Raw genomic sequence first — 15,334 nt, forward strand, 5'->3', positions numbered from 1 at the left:
TCCATGGCGCGGGATTTCGACCCTCACCGGCTGTCCAGCCCGCAGCAGTTTCTGTGGCGCATGGTCATCTTCCTGATCATCGCGGGCTTCGTCGTCGTCATCCTGTACCGGCAGGTGATGGCGGCCTTCATGGCCAATCCCGGCCTTAACGGCCTGATCGTCGGCGTCTTGCTGCTCGGCTCCATCCTGGCGATCCGCCAGGTCGTGCGGCTGTTCCCCGAAGTCAACTGGGTCAATTCCTTCCGGGTCGGCGATCCGGGCATCGCCGTCAGCGCCCAGCCGCAGTTGCTCGGCCCGATGTCGGCGCTGCTGCGCGATCGCGCCGGCCGGCTCGAAGTCTCGCCCGTTCTGATGCGGTCGATCCTCGATTCGATCTCGATGCGCCTCGACGAGACGCGCGACATCACCCGCTATATCGGCGGCCTGCTGGTCTTCCTCGGCCTGCTCGGCACCTTCTGGGGCCTGACCGAGACGGTCGGCTCGGTCGGCCGCACCATCTCGACGCTCAGCGTCGGGTCCGCCGATCTCGGCGTCATCTTCGAAGACCTGAAGACCGGACTTGCCGCCCCGCTCGGCGGCATGGGCGTCGCGTTCTCGTCCTCGCTGTTCGGCCTGTCCGGCTCGCTGGTGATCGGCTTCCTCGATCTTCAAGCGAGCCAGGCGCAGAACCGCTTCTACAACGAGCTCGAGGACTGGCTGTCCGCGATCACCGACATCGATCTCGGCGACCGACGCGAGGGCCCGCTCGGCACGGTCGAATCGCTGCGCGTCGCGATCGAGCGGCTGAACCGCACGGTGCAGGAGAGCGGCGCCAACCGCACGGCCACGACCGCCATGGCGAGCCTCGCGGAAGGCGTCCAGGGCCTGGTCACCCACATGCGTGCCGAACAGCAGATGATCCGCGCCTGGGTCGAGGAGCAGACCGAGGAATCCCGCGAGATGCGCCGGGTTCTCGTGAAGCTGGTGGCGCCGGAGGACTTGCCGGAAGGCTGGCGCGAGGACGACTACCGCACGACCGAACGGCCCGGAGAATAGGCCATGAGCCTCGCCCGCGGCCGGCGCAGGGATACGCGCATCGACTATTGGCCGGGCTTCGTCGACGCCATGGCGACGTTGCTGCTGGTGATCATCTTCCTCCTGTCGGTGTTCATGCTCTCGCAGTTCTTTCTGACCCGCGAGATCACCGGCAAGGACACCGCTTTGTCGCGGCTCAACTCCCAGATCGCGGAGTTGACCGAACTGCTGGCCTTGGAACGCGCGGGCAAACGCGAGGTCGAGGATCAGGTCGGAACGCTGCGCTCGAGCCTGACGGCGGTCGAGGGCGAGAAGGGTCGGTTGCAGGGGCTGATCGAGCAGCAGGCCGGCGCCGCCAGTTCGTCGAGCGGCGCGGTCGAGACGCTCGGGACCCAGCTCGACGATGAGAAGCGGGTCAGCGCACGGGCGCTGGCGCAGGTCGAATTGCTGAACCAGCAGATCTCCGCGCTGCGCCGCCAGATCGCGGCCCTGGAGACGGCCCTGGACGCCTCGGAATCGCGCGACCGGGAGAGCCAGACCAAGATTTCGGACCTCGGCAAGCGGCTGAACGTGGCCCTGGCGCAGCGCGTCCAGGAGCTGCAGCGCTACCGCTCGGACTTCTTCGGCCGCCTGCGCGAAATTCTCGGCAGCCGCTCCGACATCCGCGTCGTCGGCGACCGCTTCGTGTTCCAGTCCGAGGTGCTGTTCCCGGTCGGCCAGGAAACCATCAACGATGCCGGACGGGCGGATCTCGACAAGCTCGCGCTGGCGATCCTGGAACTGGAACGCCAGATCCCGACCGAAGTCGCCTGGACGCTCCGCGTCGACGGCCATACCGACGTGCGGCCGACCTCGTCGACCGGCCGCTTCCGCTCGAACTGGGAGCTTTCCGCGGCGCGCGCGATCTCGGTGGTGCGCTACCTGATCGACCGCGGCGTGTCGCCCAAGCGGCTGGTCGCGGCCGGCTTCGGCGAGTATCAGCCGCTCGAAGAGGGGACGTCGGAAGAGATCTACGCCAAGAACCGGCGCATCGAGATCAGGATGACGGATCGCTGATGGACCACCGCAACACCCTGCGCGGCCTGTTCCCGTTCGACAGCGCCTATCTTCCCGAGATCGCCGATGTCTGGGTCGAGAGCTGGCAGCGCACCATGCCGTCGATCGACTTCGAGACCCGGCGGGCCTGGCTGGTCGACCACCTGATCGCGGCCGAAGACGCCGGGCAGACCATCCGCTGCGCCCTGGTCGAGACCGGCGAGATCGCCGGCTTCGTGCTGATCGACACATCGACCTGCTATCTCGACCAGATCGTGGTCGGCTCGCCCTGGTGGGGCAAGGGCATCGCCGAAGCTCTGCTCGACGAGGCGCGCCGGCTGGCGCCTGGACGCATCGAACTCGACGTGAACCAGGACAATCCGCGCGCCGTCGCCTTCTACATGCGCAACGGCTTCCAGGTCATCGCCGAGGGGGTCAACGCGAAATCCGGTCTCGCCACGCTGAAGCTCGAATGGCGGCCGGCCGCGCAGGCTGCGGACCCGTCGTGACGCCGGCGGCCATCCGCCCCTTCGCCAAGGCCGATCTGGAGCCCTCCTACGGCGTCTGGCGGCGGGCCTGGGCCGCGGCCGTCCCGAGCCTGGATATGGACGCCCTGGAGCCCGGCTGGCGCCGCCAGCTGCCGGCCGAGTATCTGCCCGCCCGCATCGTGCTTGCCGCCGAATGCGATCGCGCGCTGGCGGGCTTCGCGATCTTCGATCCCGCCCGCTCCTGGCTCGATCAACTGGTGGTCGACCCGGCCCGCCACCGCGCCGGCATCGGCCGTGCCCTGATGGCGGCGATCCGCGACCTCGAAGCCGGACCGATCGAATTCCGCGTCATGCAGGCCAATGCCGGCGCGATCGCCTTCTACGAGCGGCTCGGCTGCGTGCGGCTCCGGCCCGATGCGAGCCCGACCACGGGCTGGCCGAGTTGGCGCTATGTCTGGCCGGCCGGGCGCGGCTGACCCCGACCGCCTGTCCGGCGCCGCCGGGCGGACCGGCGGTTCAGTGGGCCTCTCCGATCAGGCCTGATCCGAGGTGCGTTTCCCGTCCGCCGCGAGCGCGGCCGCGCCGGTCTCGAACTGCAGCCGGGCCAGCCGGGCATAGAGGCCGCCGCGGGCGACGAGATCGTCATGGCGCCCCTCCTCCACAACGCGGCCGCCGTCGATGACCAGGATGCGGTCGCATTCGAGCACCGTCGCCAGGCGATGGGCGATGACGATGGTCGTGCGGCCCTGCATCAGCCGGTCGAGCGCGGTCTGCACCAGCGTCTCGGATTCCGCGTCGAGCGCGCTGGTCGCCTCGTCGAGCAGCAGGATCGGCGCATCCTTGAGGATGGCCCGGGCGATCGCGATGCGCTGGCGCTGGCCGCCCGACAGCGTGACGCCGCGCTCGCCGACGAGGGTCTGGTATCCGTCCGGCATGGCGCGGACGAAATCGTCGACCAGGGCCGCCTCGGCGGCGCGGCGCACCTCCTCGTCGCTCGCCTCGGGCCGGCCGAAGCGGATATTCTCCATCACGGTGCCGGCGAGGATCACGGTGTCCTGCGGCACCACGGCGATGCGCTGGCGCAGGGCGGTCGGATCGACCCGCGTCAGGTCGGCGCCGTCGACCAGAACCCGGCCCGAACCGGGATCGTAGAAGCGCAGCAGCAGGTGGAACACGGTCGACTTGCCGGCCCCGGACGGACCGACCAGCGCAATGCGCTCGCCGGGCTCGGCGGCGAGCGAGAAGCCGCTCAGCACCGGCCGCTCGGGCGCCGTCGGATAGGCGAAGCCGATCGTGTCGAGCGCGACGGCACCGCGCCGCGGCGGCATCGGCTCGGGGTCGGCCGGAGCGGCGACGCTCGGGCGGACCTGGAGCAGTTCGGCGAGACGCTCGGCCGCGCCGGCCGCCTGGCTGATCTCGCCCCAGACCTGACTGAGTTCGCCGAGCGCGCCGGCGGCGAAGACCGCATAGAGCACGAATTGCGACAGGGCGCCGGGCGTCAGCCGACCGGCGAGCACATCGGTGGCGCCGATCCAGAGCACCGTCACGACGCTGCCGAAGACCATGAAGATCGCCACGGCAGTCAGGATCGATCGCGCCGCCGTCGACGAGCGGGCCGCCTCGAAGGCGCGCTCGACACCGCCCCGGAAGCGGCCGATCGCGGCCGTCTCGCCGGTGAAGGCCTGGACCTGGCGCACCGCGCCGATCGCCTCGGTGGCATAGGCGGTCGCGTCGGCGAGCGTGTCCTGCGCGAGCCGCGACTTCCGGCGCACCCGCCGCCCGAAGGCGACCAGCGGCAGGACGATGAACGGGATCGCCAGGATGACGAGGCCGGAAAGCCGCGGACTGGTCACCACCATCATGGCGACCGCCCCGACGAACAGGAAGAAGTTGCGCAGCGCGATCGACGCGGAGGCGCCGACCGCGGCCTTGATCTGGGTCGCGTCGGCGGTCAGCCGCGAGACGATCTCGCCCGACATCGAGCGGTCGAAGAAGTCGGCCGAAAGCCGCATCACATGGGCGAAGACGTCGGCGCGCAGATCGGCGACGATGCGCTCGCCGAGCCAGGTGACGAGATAGTAGCGGGCCGAACTGGCCGCCGCGAGCGCGCCGGCCACGACCAGCAGCATCAGGAAATAGCGGTCGATCAGCCCGGCATCGGCCCCGGTGAAGCCGTGGTCGATCATCCGCCGCACCGCGAGCGGAACCACCAGGGTGGCGGCCGATGCCGCCGTGAGTGCCGCCAGGGCTTGGAGGATGCGGCCGCGATAGCGCCGCGCATAGGGGGCCAGCATCGCAAGCGGTCGCACCGACCGTGAGCGTGTCTCGGCCGCCGCCTTACTGTCAGTCCTCGCCACCAATCGTCTCCTCGCCGTCGCCGGCCCCGTCCGCCGGTTTGATGGCCGGTTCCGGCGGCATGTTCAAGTCGGTGTTTGTCCGCGAACCGGCAAATCGGTTTCTCGCCGATGCCCCGGCGGGATGCGGAAAACCGCCGCGGACCGCTTGCCCCGCGCGGCCCCTTCCGCTATAGCAGCGCCGACTGGATTTCGGGGCTGCGCGCCGACAGGCTCGCGGCCCTCGGATTTTGGGCTGCTCGCCGCACGGGCGGTGGCCCGACGGCATGGTGGACGGTTCGCGCGGCCTTCGGGTCGTGGTGTCGTCCGAAGCCCGCGATCGGCATGGTGTGACGAAATCGTCCGCTCCGGCCTGCGGCTTGATTGGAACACGATTGGGACGACGGCTATGAAGCAGGGCATTCACCCCGACTACCACATGATCAAGGTCGTCATGACCGACGGCACCGAGTACATGACCCGGTCGACCTATGGCAAGGAAGGCGACACGCTGAACCTTGACATCGACCCGCGGTCGCATCCGGCCTGGACCGGCGGCAACCAGCAGCTCCTGGACCGCGGCGGCCGCATCTCCAAGTTCAAGGACAAGTTCAAGGGCTTCGGCCTCTGAACATCCCGGGTCCGCAAGGGTCCGACCTCGAAACCCCGGCTTCGGCCGGGGTTTTTTATTGCCCGCCGCCGCGATGCCGGCAGGCCGACGCGTCCGATCGGGCGACGGGCGGAGCACCCGCCGGACAAGCCAAGGCAGCCCCCGCCCCTCTGCCTGAACGGTGGCCGCCTGACGGATATCTGGCGGTATCTGGAGAAGACGCGCGCGCCGCTGCCGCCCATGCGGCAGACGGACGGCCGACGGTCAGTTGCCCGAGCCGAAGACCTGATTGAGCTTGCCGAGCTGGGCGAAGACCGGATTCGGCGCCGCCTCGCGCTCGCCGCCATAGATGGCCGCATCGAGCTTGCGGATGCGCTCCTGCAGGCGGACCGAGCGTTCGATCAGCTGCTTCAGCATGTCGGGGACCTCGTCCCAGCCGGGACCGGTGCGGGCCGTGGTCGGGCCGTCGATGCGGACCTTGGACTTCTCCTGGCCGGCCTGGGCCTGGGTCATCTCGCCGTCGTTGACCGCGCGCTGCAGGAGAAGCCAGGAGGCGAGTTGCATCAGGCGCGTGGTCAGCCGCATGGATTCGGTCGCGTAGACGAGCGAGCCGGTCCGCGTCAGGTCGCGCGACTCCGAGCGCCCGGGACCATCCAGATAGGCCGCCGTCTCCTCGACGAGCCCCATCCCTTCGCGGAACAGGGTTCGAAAGGTCTCCGAGCCGGCGAATCGCTGGGCGAAATCGATCGTTCCAGTTCCAGCGCCGCCCCGATCATGGGTCGGGTTCCGGTCCATGCTTTCGCCCCGCGTCATGCCGACAACTCCCGCAACTCTAGCCTCTTCCGAGGCCGAACGGAACAGCGCCCGTCTCGTGCGGCAGGACTAGCAGGCCGAATGCCAGAAGGCGCCGCGCGGCACGCGGCCTTCCACCGAAATCGGCGTTGGGGTTAACGCTTCGTTACAAAATACCGGAGTGCTCAAAAAAACGAGCCGTGACGGGCACGGCTCGAAGAAAGTACAGGGAGGCGTCAAAAAGAGGAGTGGATAGGAGCCACTCGGGTCCGGGACTTCCGGACCAGACGATCATGCCTCGTAAACCTTAACGAAGCGTAAATCGGGACGCCTCGACGCGTGACCTGATCCAAATCGGCACATGGGACCCTCCCCAAAAGTTTGCACCCAAACAATCGCGCCATGCCTCGCTTCCGACACGATCCGGGCCGAACTGACCGGCGGTTCCGGCGCCTGCCCGGCCCGCCGACGACAGCGGCGGCGCGATGAGCGCCGGATGAACCGAGACTTAAGCCGGCATAAAGCCGACCCGTCCTAGGATGGGTGCAAGTGGACGAGAGCAAGAGGATCAATCCGATGGAACCCGTGAGTGCCGTGCGTCGCGACGCCCTGTTCGACAAGGCCAAGCTGTCGGTCGACGAGATGACCCAGCTGATCGCAGACCGCGTCGCCGTGCTGCCGACCGTGCGCAGCGTCACCGTGGCGGACGAGGGCGCGATCGCCGTCGACCTCGTCGGCGGCAAGCAGATCGAAGTGCAGGCCATCCCGGTCGCCCGCGCCTTCAACGCCTCGATGGTCGAGCGCCAGCACGCTCTGGACGAACTCCTGAAGCGCTGCGCCTGAGCCCGCCCGGCCCGGTTCGCCGCCCACGTTCCGAAAACGAAAACGGCCCCCGATCCGTCGGATCGGAGGCCGGCGTCCGGACCTGATCGGTCAGGACCGGAGACTTCACACCCCGATGCCGCGGGCGCGGATGGCGCTTTCGATCTCGTCCAGGATGGCCGGATCGTCGATCGTGGCCGGCATGTTCCACGGCTCGTGATCGGCGATTTTCTGCATCGTGCCGCGCAGGATCTTGCCCGAGCGGGTCTTCGGCAGCCGCTCGACCTTGATCGCCAGCTTGAAGGCCGCAACCGGCCCGATCTTGTCGCGGACGAGCTTGACCAGTTCCTTCTCGATCGCCTCGGCATCCTTGCTGACGCCCGACTTCAGCACCACGAAGCCGCAGGGGATCTGCCCCTTCATCTCATCGTGGATGCCGATCACCGCGCATTCGGCGACATCCGGATGCGAGGCGAGCACCTCCTCCATGCCGCCGGTCGAGAGGCGGTGTCCGGCGACGTTGATGATGTCGTCGGTGCGCGCCATGATGAACAGGTAGCCGTCCTGGTCGCGGAAGCCGGCGTCGGCCGTCTTGTAGTAGCCCGGGAACTCGTCCAGGTAGGCCGACCGGAAGCGCGCGTCGGCTTTCCAGAGCGTCGGCAGGCAACCCGGAGGCAGCGGCAGACGGGCAACGATGTTGCCGAGCGTGCCCGGAGCGACCTCGTGGCCGGCATCGTCCAGGATCCGGATGTCCCAGCCCGGCATCGGCACGGTCGGCGAACCGTGCTTGATCGGCAGGAGACCGAGCCCGACCGGATTGCCGGCGATGGTCCAGCCGGTCTCGGTCTGCCACCAATGGTCGACGACCGGAATCTTGAGCATGGTCTCGGCCCACTGGACCGTATCCGGATCGGCGCGCTCGCCGGCCAGGAACAGGGTCCGCAGGCACGACACGTCGTATTTCGCGAGATAGGTCCCGTTCGGGTCCTCCTTCTTGATCGCGCGGAACGCGGTCGGCGCGGTGAAGAAGGCCGCGACCTTGTGCTCGGAGATCACGCGCCAGAAGGTGCCCGGGTCGGGCGTGCCGACCGGCTTGCCCTCGAACACGATGGTGGTCGCGCCGAACAGGAGCGGCGCATAGACGATATAGGAATGGCCGACCACCCAGCCCACGTCCGAGGCCGCCCAATAGACCTCGCCGGGCTCGACGCCGTAGATGTTGCGCATCGACCAGACCAGCGCGACCATGTGGCCGCCATTGTCGCGCACCACGCCCTTCGGCTGGCCGGTCGTGCCGGAGGTGTAGAGGATATAGAGCGGGTCGGTCGCGGCGACCGGCGTGCAGGGCGCGGCGCGGCCGGCATTGGCGGCCATCGCCTGGCCGAGATCGTGGTCGCGGCCGGGCTTCAGCGCCGCGGCGACCTGCGGGCGCTGCAGCACGAAGACCGCTTCCGGCTTGTGGCCGGCGATCTCGATCGCTTCGTCGATCAGCGGCTTGTAGGCGATCACGCGGTTCGGCTCGATGCCGCAGGAGGCCGAAATGATGGCCTTCGGCTTGGCGTCGTCGATGCGGGTCGCCAGTTCGCGGGAGGCGAAGCCGCCGAAGACCACCGAATGGATCGCGCCGATGCGGGCGCAGGCGAGCATCGCCACCGCGGCCTCCGGGATCATCGGCATGTAGACGATGACCACGTCGCCCTTGCCGACCCCCTGGTCGACCAGCGTCGCCGCCATCGCCTGCACGCTGGCCAGAAGTTCGGCGTAGCTGATCCGGGCCTTGGTCCCGGTCAGCGGGCTGTCGTAGATGATCGCCGCCTGCGCGCCCCGGCCGGCCGCCACATGGCGGTCGACCGCGTTGTGGCAGGTGTTGCATTCGGCCCCGACGAACCAGCGCCCATAGACGCCGGCCTCGGCATCGAAGGCCTTGTCCCAGGGCTTGAACCAGTCGAGGTCCGCGGCAGCGGCGGCCCAGAAGCCCTCCGGGTCCGACTGCCACTGGCCATAGACGTCGCTGTAGCGGCTCACCATCGTGTCATCCTCCCGACCCGCGCCCCCTCCGAGGGCCGCGTACTCTTGTTACGCCCCATAGGAAGCCGCAATCAGCCATTTGGCTATCCCGCGGCCGCATCCGTGACATTCCGGAGCCGCCCGGCAGTTCCGAACCCGGCGCCGTTGCCCGTCTTCGGCAGAAGGGATAGACCCGGGCGCCGGGCGGTCGTCCTGCGCGACTGCCGGCATTCCGGCCGAAGGGCCGGCTCGAGGATCGTCGCGTGCCCGAACCACCCTCCCGCGAACCCGAGACCAGACGGACGGCCGCCGCGCCCTTCGTGCTGTGCCTGCATCTCGGCGCCCATCGCACCGGCACGACCCTCGTGCAGAACCGGATCGCCGCGCTCCACGGCCGGCTCGGCCGCGAACGATTCTCCTTCGCCCAGAACCAGGACCTGAAGGGCCAGCCCTGGGCCTTCTGGTGCCGCGGCCGCAAGGTCGAGGCCGACCCGCAAGCCGATTTCGAGCGCCACCTGGCGGTCTGGCGCAAGACCGGACGCGTGCTCCTGATCTCGGCGGAGGATTTCATCGGCACCACCGCCATGTTCGACGGTCGCGGCCTCTACCCCGAAGCCGGAACGCGAATCCGACGGCTGATGCGACTTCTCTCCGCCCATCCGGAAGTCGACCTCCGGCTTGTGATGCATATCCGCCGGACCTCCGATTTCCTCGCCTCCTGCCTCGCCCAGGAAGCCGCCAAGGGCCGGCGCGCCCGGCTGCGCGACCCGTCGCGAATCGATCCGGCACAGTTCCGCTGGAGCGATCTTGTCGCCAGCATCGAGGCGGCGGCCGGGCAGCGACTGGTGCTGCGCGACTTCGCCGACCTGCCGCGCCTCGGCGGCCGTGCCTACACCACCGATCTCCTGGCCGCCTTCGGGCTGCCGGAGCCGACGCGACTGCAGGGCCTGGGTCCGCTCGGCGGCGCCGTCGACGCCCTGCCGGCGCGGATCGCGGACCGCATTCCGGGCCTCGGCCCCTGGCGCCGCCCGAATGCCTCGCTGTCGACGCGCGGCGTGGCGCTGGCCGACGCCATGCGGTCCCATGTCGACGCGCAGACCTGGGCGCAGGTCGTGCGTCCCTTTCTGAGCCGGCACTTCTCCGCCCGCACCGGCGACCCGGCCGTGACGCTCGATCCGTCCCTGGTTGCGGCACTCGACGGGACATGGACGTCGGATCGGGCCGTTCTCGCCGATCGCCTTGCCGCACGCCATCCACCGATCCGGAGCATCGCCCGCCCGTGAGCGCTCAAGTCGTGACCGCCGACCTTCTGTTCTATCTCCTGGCCATCCCGGCCGCCGCCCTGGTCGGCGGATCCAAGGGCGGCGTGCCGATGGTCGGAATGCTGGCGGTACCGCTGCTGACGCTGGTCGTTCCGCCGATCCAGGCGGTCGGCATGCTGCTGCCGATCTACGTCGTCTCGGACATGTTCGGGCTGTGGGTCTATCGCCACGCCTTCGACCGCCGCAACCTCGCGATCCTGATCCCGGCCGGGATCGCCGGCGTCGGCGTCGGCTGGGCGACGGCCTCGCTGGTCTCGGAAGCCGCCGTCACCCTGATGCTTGGCCTGATCGGCCTCGCCTTCTGCCTGGACCGCTGGCTCCGCCCGGCCACGCTGGAGAAGAAGCAGGCCGACATCCCGCGCGGCATCTTCTGGGGCATGCTGACCGGCTTCACCAGCTTCGTGTCGCATGCCGGGAGCCCGCCCTACCAATGGTACGTGCTGCCGCAGCGGCTCGACAAATATGTCTATGCCGGCACGACGACGATCCTGTTCGCGGTCATCAACCTGACCAAGCTGGTCCCCTTCTGGATGCTCGGACAGCTCAATCTCGGCAGTCTCGAAACCGCGCTGACGCTCGCCCCGGCCGCGGTGATCGCCACCTTCGCGGGCGCCCGCGTGGTCAAGATGATCCCCGAGGGCGCCTTCTTCCGCTTGGTCGAGTTCGGCCTCTGCGCGATCTCCCTGAAGCTGATCTGGGACGGCGCCCACGCGCTCGCCGGGTGAGATCGCTCGAAAGCCGACGCGTCGCCAGTCGGATGGCGAACCGGCTTGACGGCCGGCTTCGCCAGCATTCCAGAGGTCCCGGAAATCAAGCCGACCGGGATCGGAAACCAGGAGGCGGTCGGGAACCGTCCCTCATGCTCGAACCGCTAGTGGTCAAAGAGTGAGTGGTTTGGATTCACGAGACGGATGGGTGCCATCCGTCTCGATCAAACCACTAGGCCAGTGCCGAGGCACGGGCTTGCACGACGGCGCGCTCCGCGTTGACGCGGCCATGGCCATAGAAGGGGCTGTGGCCGCGCGCATCATAGTTTCCGCCAGCCAGATCGATGCGGTCGGCCGTAGATTTGATCAGTTCGATGACATCGCGATAGGTGAGATCCGGATCGGCCGCCAGGACCAGGGCCGCGGTACCGGCCGCACCAGGGCAGGCGCTGGAGGTTCCCCCGAAGGTGCTGGTGTAGTCTCCGGCAGGATCGCCGAGCGAGGCATTGCCAGGATTGTAGCCGCGCCGGCCGCGCCGGTCAGTCGTCCAAATCCCCGGGGTCGGGCCGCCGCGATCGCTGCTCGGGAAGCAGCATGCAATAGCGTCGCCCATGTCGCTGTAGTGCGAGCGCGTGCCCCGGTCGTTGCACGCCGCCACCGCCATCACGTCCGGATGCGCCGCATAGCCGTCGTTGTCGACGGATTCGTTGCCGTTTCCCGCCGCCCAAGCGATCACGATGCCACGGCCGTTCCGGCCGGTGCGGAGGCAATGCTGGAGGGCATCGCGCGTGAGGTCGGACATCGGCACGACGTTGTTATGGAGCGGATCGTTCGGATCGTCCGGGTGACCATCGACGGGACCCCAACTGCAGGAGATCACGTCGGCACCGTGGCGGGCGGCGAATTCGAAGGCATCCGCCTCGGTGAGCGACCCAAGGGCGCCGTCGCTGCGGATGGCGATCAGATTGGCTTCCGGCGCCACCCCGCTCGCCCCGGCCACCCCGGCGGCGACCGCGACACCCGCGCAGGCGGTGCCGTGGTTCTCGCGCGCGGACCGCGGCCGCGCATCGGCGGTCTGGGTGGTCGCGTCGAATTCGATCACACGACCCGGCTTCAATTCGGGATGGGTGAGATCGAACCCGTCGTCGATGATCGCGACATTGATCCCGGCGCCCCGGCTGTGACTCCAGGCCGCTTCGACATGGGCATGCTGGTCGACTTGTGCACCGCCGATCCGGCGCGACCCCAGATGCCATTGCATCGGCGCGCCCGCCCGGTTCTGACGCGGGCGCAGAAGTTCCGGGTGACAGCGCGACACCGAGACGTGCCTCAGCAACTCGAGAGAAACCTCGAAAACCGCCGTCCCGAGGTCGATGTTCGGTTCCAGAACGAAGGCATTTGCCGCAAAGCCGACCTTTCTGACGATCCGCATATGTTTCTGGCGGCTAAGGGTGCGGCGGATTTCCTCGGGCGAGACCCCGTCCTCGAACCGGAGATAGACTCGCTCGGTAAAGCCGACGGGTTGATGACTGCGATTGTCGATGAGCAGATGATTGGCGAAGGCCTTGGTCAGCCGATCGCGGGCTGAGACCGAGCCTGTGCCGGCCGGGCGGACCAACTCGGCCGACGCTCGCGAAACGGCCAGACTCTGGGAAAGGGAGCGGGCCAGGGGCAATAGCGGCTTCATCGCGACCGATATCTTGCCTTGGGTCGCGACCTGGGACAGGCTTGCGGACAGTTCCGCGCCATCTGGGGAAAAAGTGAAGCTGACGCCGCTCTTGCCGCCGAAGACGACCTCGACCATGTCTATTTTCCTCCGATGCCCTATATGATTGCATGAATCATATGACGCTACGGATAGGCGCGCAATCAGAATGGATCTTCGAATGTCGAATGCACCAATACGTTTAACCGGGTCCGGACCGGTCACCGTTGCCCTGGATCTCGATCCCGACCTCGTCGTCGTGCGCCTCGAAGGCGGCAAGACACCCGCCTGGGCGGAATCGGTCTTGCGGGACGGAGCCGAGACTTTCGCCGTTGCGCGCGCGAAGGCGCCGGCGGTTGGGCGAGAGCGCAAGAGCGGTCGATCGCTCGGGCCCGTCTACAAGGCCGCGGCGTCGGGAGCGGTGGCGGTTCCAACAGGCCGGCTGACGCTGCAACTGGCGGAGGGCACGCCCACGGATGGACTCACCGTGGCCTTGGACGATCTCGGTTTCGACATCATCCGCCGATCGGACACCATGATGCTTGTCCAACCGCGCAAACACGACATCGCCGATGCGCTCGACAAGATCGAGATCGTGGCGGGCCTCGCCGGCGCCCAGGCGGTAACGCCACAGTTGCTCTATCCGAAGGCCACCAAGTAATCGCCTTCGTCCGGCCCCGCAGGCCGACGGTCCGCCTGGGGCGCCCCTCCAGCTACGCCCCATTGCGACTTGCCTTGCGTCGGCGGGCGGGGTCTATTCCCGGCCAAACGATGCGATGGGAGCGCCCGATGGCTGCGGAAACGAACTGGTATGAGATCGACCTCGACAAGAATCCGGCCAATTTCCAGCCCCTGACGCCGCTCAGCTTCCTGGAACGCTCCGCCAAGGTGTTTCCCGATCGCATTGCCATCATCCACGGCAAGGCGCGCACCAGCTATGCCGAGCTCTATGCCCGGTCCCGCCGGCTCGCCTCGGCGCTGGCCGCGCGCGGCATCGGCAAGGGCGATACCGTCTCGGTGATGCTCTCCAACACGCCGCCCATGCTGGAGGCCCATTACGGCGTGCCGATGTGCGGCGCGGTGCTGAACACGCTCAACACCCGGCTCGATGCGCCGATCATCGCCTTCTCGCTCGACCATGCCGAGACCCGGGTGCTGATCACCGACCGCGAATATTCCAAGGTGGTCGCCGAGGCGCTGGCCCTCGCCACCCACAAGCCGATCGTGATCGACTATGACGATCTTGAGTTCCCGCAGACCGGCGCGCGGCTCGGCGCGATCGACTACGAGGACTTCCTGGCCGGCGGCGATCCCGACTACGACTGGCAGATGCCGGCCGACGAATGGGACGCCATCTCGCTCAACTACACCTCCGGCACGACCGGCAATCCGAAGGGCGTGGTCTACCATCATCGCGGCGCCGCGCTGCTCGCCCAGGGCAACGTGATCACCGCCTCGATGCGCAAGCATCCGGTCTATCTCTGGACCCTGCCGATGTTTCACTGCAACGGCTGGTGCTTCACCTGGTCGCTGTCGGTGGTCGCCGGCACCCATGTCTGCCTGCGCTGGGTGCGGGCCGGGGCGATCTGGGAGGCGCTCGCCGAACATGGCGTGACGCATCTGTGCGGCGCGCCGATCGTGATGTCGACGCTGCTCAACGCGCCCGCCGCCGAGAAGCGCACGCTCTCCAACACGGTCGAATTCTTCACCGCCGCGGCGCCGCCGCCGGAGGCCGTGCTCGCCGCCATGGCGGAGGCCGGCTTCAACGTGACCCATCTCTACGGGCTGACGGAAACCTATGGCCCGGCGGTGGTCAACGACTGGAAGTCCGAATGGGACGCGCTCGACGGTGCGGCCAAGGCCGGCAAGAAGGCGCGCCAGGGCGTGCGCTACGCCGCGCTGGAGGCCTTGACCGTGATGGATCCCGAGACCATGACGCCCGTCCCGGCCGACGGCCAGACCATGGGCGAGGTCATGTTCCGCGGCAACGTCGTTATGAAGGGCTATCTGCGCAACAAGAAGGCCAGCGACGACGCCTTCGCGGGCGGCTGGTTCCATTCGGGCGATCTCGGCGTGATCCATCCCGATGGCTACATCCAGCTGAAAGACCGCTCCAAGGACATCATCATCTCGGGCGGCGAGAACATCTCGTCGATCGAGGTCGAGGATGCGCTCTACAAGCATCCGGCCGTGCAGGCCGCCGCCGTCGTGGCGCGGCCGGACGAGAAATGGGGCGAGACGCCCTGCGCCTTCGTCGAGCTGAAGCCGAATGCGGAAACCACCGCCGACGACATCATGCAGTGGTGCCGGCAGCATCTCGCGGCCTTCAAATGCCCGCGCACGGTGGTGTTCACCGAACTGCCCAAGACCTCGACCGGCAAGGTGCAGAAATTCCGCCTGCGCGAGATGGCCAAGGCCCTGTGAGGCGCCGCGCCGACGGCATCCGGAAAGCGGAAACGCGCAGGCCCGTCCCGCGCGCTACCGCGTGACCGGAAACGA

14 protein-coding genes are annotated in these 15,334 nt (G+C 68.2%); 10 read left to right on the forward strand and 4 right to left on the reverse strand.

What is annotated here, in order from left to right:
• Positions 1-3: 3 nt before the first annotated feature.
• From ABB55_RS08030 to ABB55_RS08045, 4 genes are read left to right on the forward strand one after another with little or no spacing between them, the layout of a single operon-like run.
• Entirely contained in the window at positions 4-1,035 is a 1,032-nt protein-coding gene (locus ABB55_RS08030) for a flagellar motor protein MotA (protein ID WP_054358348.1), read from the forward strand.
• A gap of 3 nt (positions 1,036-1,038) precedes the next feature.
• Positions 1,039-2,070, forward strand: a complete 1,032-nt coding sequence (locus ABB55_RS08035; protein WP_054358349.1) for a peptidoglycan -binding protein — start codon at positions 1,039-1,041, stop codon at positions 2,068-2,070.
• Positions 2,070-2,558, forward strand: coding sequence for a GNAT family N-acetyltransferase (locus ABB55_RS08040; RefSeq protein WP_054358350.1), 489 nt, complete (start codon positions 2,070-2,072; stop codon positions 2,556-2,558). The genes ABB55_RS08035 and ABB55_RS08040 overlap by 1 nt, the downstream gene beginning before the upstream one ends.
• A complete protein-coding gene (locus ABB55_RS08045; protein WP_160321192.1) occupies positions 2,555-3,013 on the forward strand; it encodes a GNAT family N-acetyltransferase in 459 nt (152 codons plus the stop codon). Before ABB55_RS08040 ends, ABB55_RS08045 begins: the two co-directional genes overlap by 4 nt.
• 57 nt (positions 3,014-3,070) lie before the next feature.
• Here the strand turns inward: ABB55_RS08045 and ABB55_RS08050 are convergent, their stop codons facing one another.
• Positions 3,071-4,894 carry an ABC transporter transmembrane domain-containing protein gene (locus tag ABB55_RS08050; RefSeq protein ID WP_083463451.1) on the reverse strand — a complete coding sequence of 608 codons (1,824 nt, stop codon included), beginning with the start codon at positions 4,892-4,894 and terminating at the stop codon, positions 3,071-3,073.
• Positions 4,895-5,279: 385 nt separating this feature from the next.
• Between ABB55_RS08050 and rpmE the strand changes: the two genes are divergently transcribed.
• Positions 5,280-5,501: a 50S ribosomal protein L31 gene (rpmE, locus tag ABB55_RS08055; protein WP_054358353.1), complete on the forward strand. Its 222-nt coding sequence runs from the start codon at positions 5,280-5,282 to the stop codon at positions 5,499-5,501.
• Positions 5,502-5,744: 243 nt separating this feature from the next.
• Here rpmE and rcdA read toward each other — a convergent pair whose 3' ends face one another.
• A complete protein-coding gene (rcdA, locus tag ABB55_RS08060) occupies positions 5,745-6,293 on the reverse strand; it encodes a protease adaptor protein RcdA (RefSeq protein WP_083463452.1) in 549 nt (182 codons plus the stop codon).
• Positions 6,294-6,848: 555 nt separating this feature from the next.
• Between rcdA and ABB55_RS08065 the strand changes: the two genes are divergently transcribed.
• A complete protein-coding gene (locus tag ABB55_RS08065; protein ID WP_152981967.1) occupies positions 6,849-7,115 on the forward strand; it encodes a hypothetical protein in 267 nt (88 codons plus the stop codon).
• Positions 7,116-7,220: 105 nt separating this feature from the next.
• Here the strand turns inward: ABB55_RS08065 and ABB55_RS08070 are convergent, their stop codons facing one another.
• On the reverse strand, positions 7,221-9,122 hold the full coding sequence (locus ABB55_RS08070; protein ID WP_054358355.1) for a propionyl-CoA synthetase: 1,902 nt from the start codon (positions 9,120-9,122) through the stop codon (positions 7,221-7,223).
• Between the two features lie 242 nt (positions 9,123-9,364).
• Between ABB55_RS08070 and ABB55_RS08075 the strand changes: the two genes are divergently transcribed.
• On the forward strand, positions 9,365-10,384 hold the full coding sequence (locus ABB55_RS08075; protein WP_054358356.1) for a hypothetical protein: 1,020 nt from the start codon (positions 9,365-9,367) through the stop codon (positions 10,382-10,384).
• Positions 10,381-11,148 (forward strand): sulfite exporter TauE/SafE family protein, encoded by a 768-nt coding sequence (locus tag ABB55_RS08080; RefSeq protein WP_244471995.1) that lies wholly within the window; start codon positions 10,381-10,383, stop codon positions 11,146-11,148. Before ABB55_RS08075 ends, ABB55_RS08080 begins: the two co-directional genes overlap by 4 nt.
• 214 nt (positions 11,149-11,362) lie before the next feature.
• On the opposite strand, the gene ABB55_RS08085 is transcribed toward ABB55_RS08080, so the two are convergent.
• Positions 11,363-12,934: a S8 family serine peptidase gene (locus tag ABB55_RS08085; RefSeq protein WP_054358358.1), complete on the reverse strand. Its 1,572-nt coding sequence runs from the start codon at positions 12,932-12,934 to the stop codon at positions 11,363-11,365.
• Between the two features lie 82 nt (positions 12,935-13,016).
• Between ABB55_RS08085 and ABB55_RS29620 the strand changes: the two genes are divergently transcribed.
• Complete coding sequence (locus ABB55_RS29620) at positions 13,017-13,496, forward strand: hypothetical protein (protein WP_152981968.1); 480 nt, start codon at positions 13,017-13,019, stop codon at positions 13,494-13,496.
• A gap of 128 nt (positions 13,497-13,624) precedes the next feature.
• A complete protein-coding gene (locus ABB55_RS08090) occupies positions 13,625-15,259 on the forward strand; it encodes an acyl-CoA synthetase (protein ID WP_054358359.1) in 1,635 nt (544 codons plus the stop codon).
• The last annotated feature ends 75 nt before the right edge of the window (positions 15,260-15,334 follow it).

Origin of the sequence: Prosthecodimorpha hirschii (assembly GCF_001305515.1) — a bacterium.
Taxonomy (GTDB): domain Bacteria; phylum Pseudomonadota; class Alphaproteobacteria; order Rhizobiales; family Ancalomicrobiaceae; genus Prosthecodimorpha; species Prosthecodimorpha hirschii.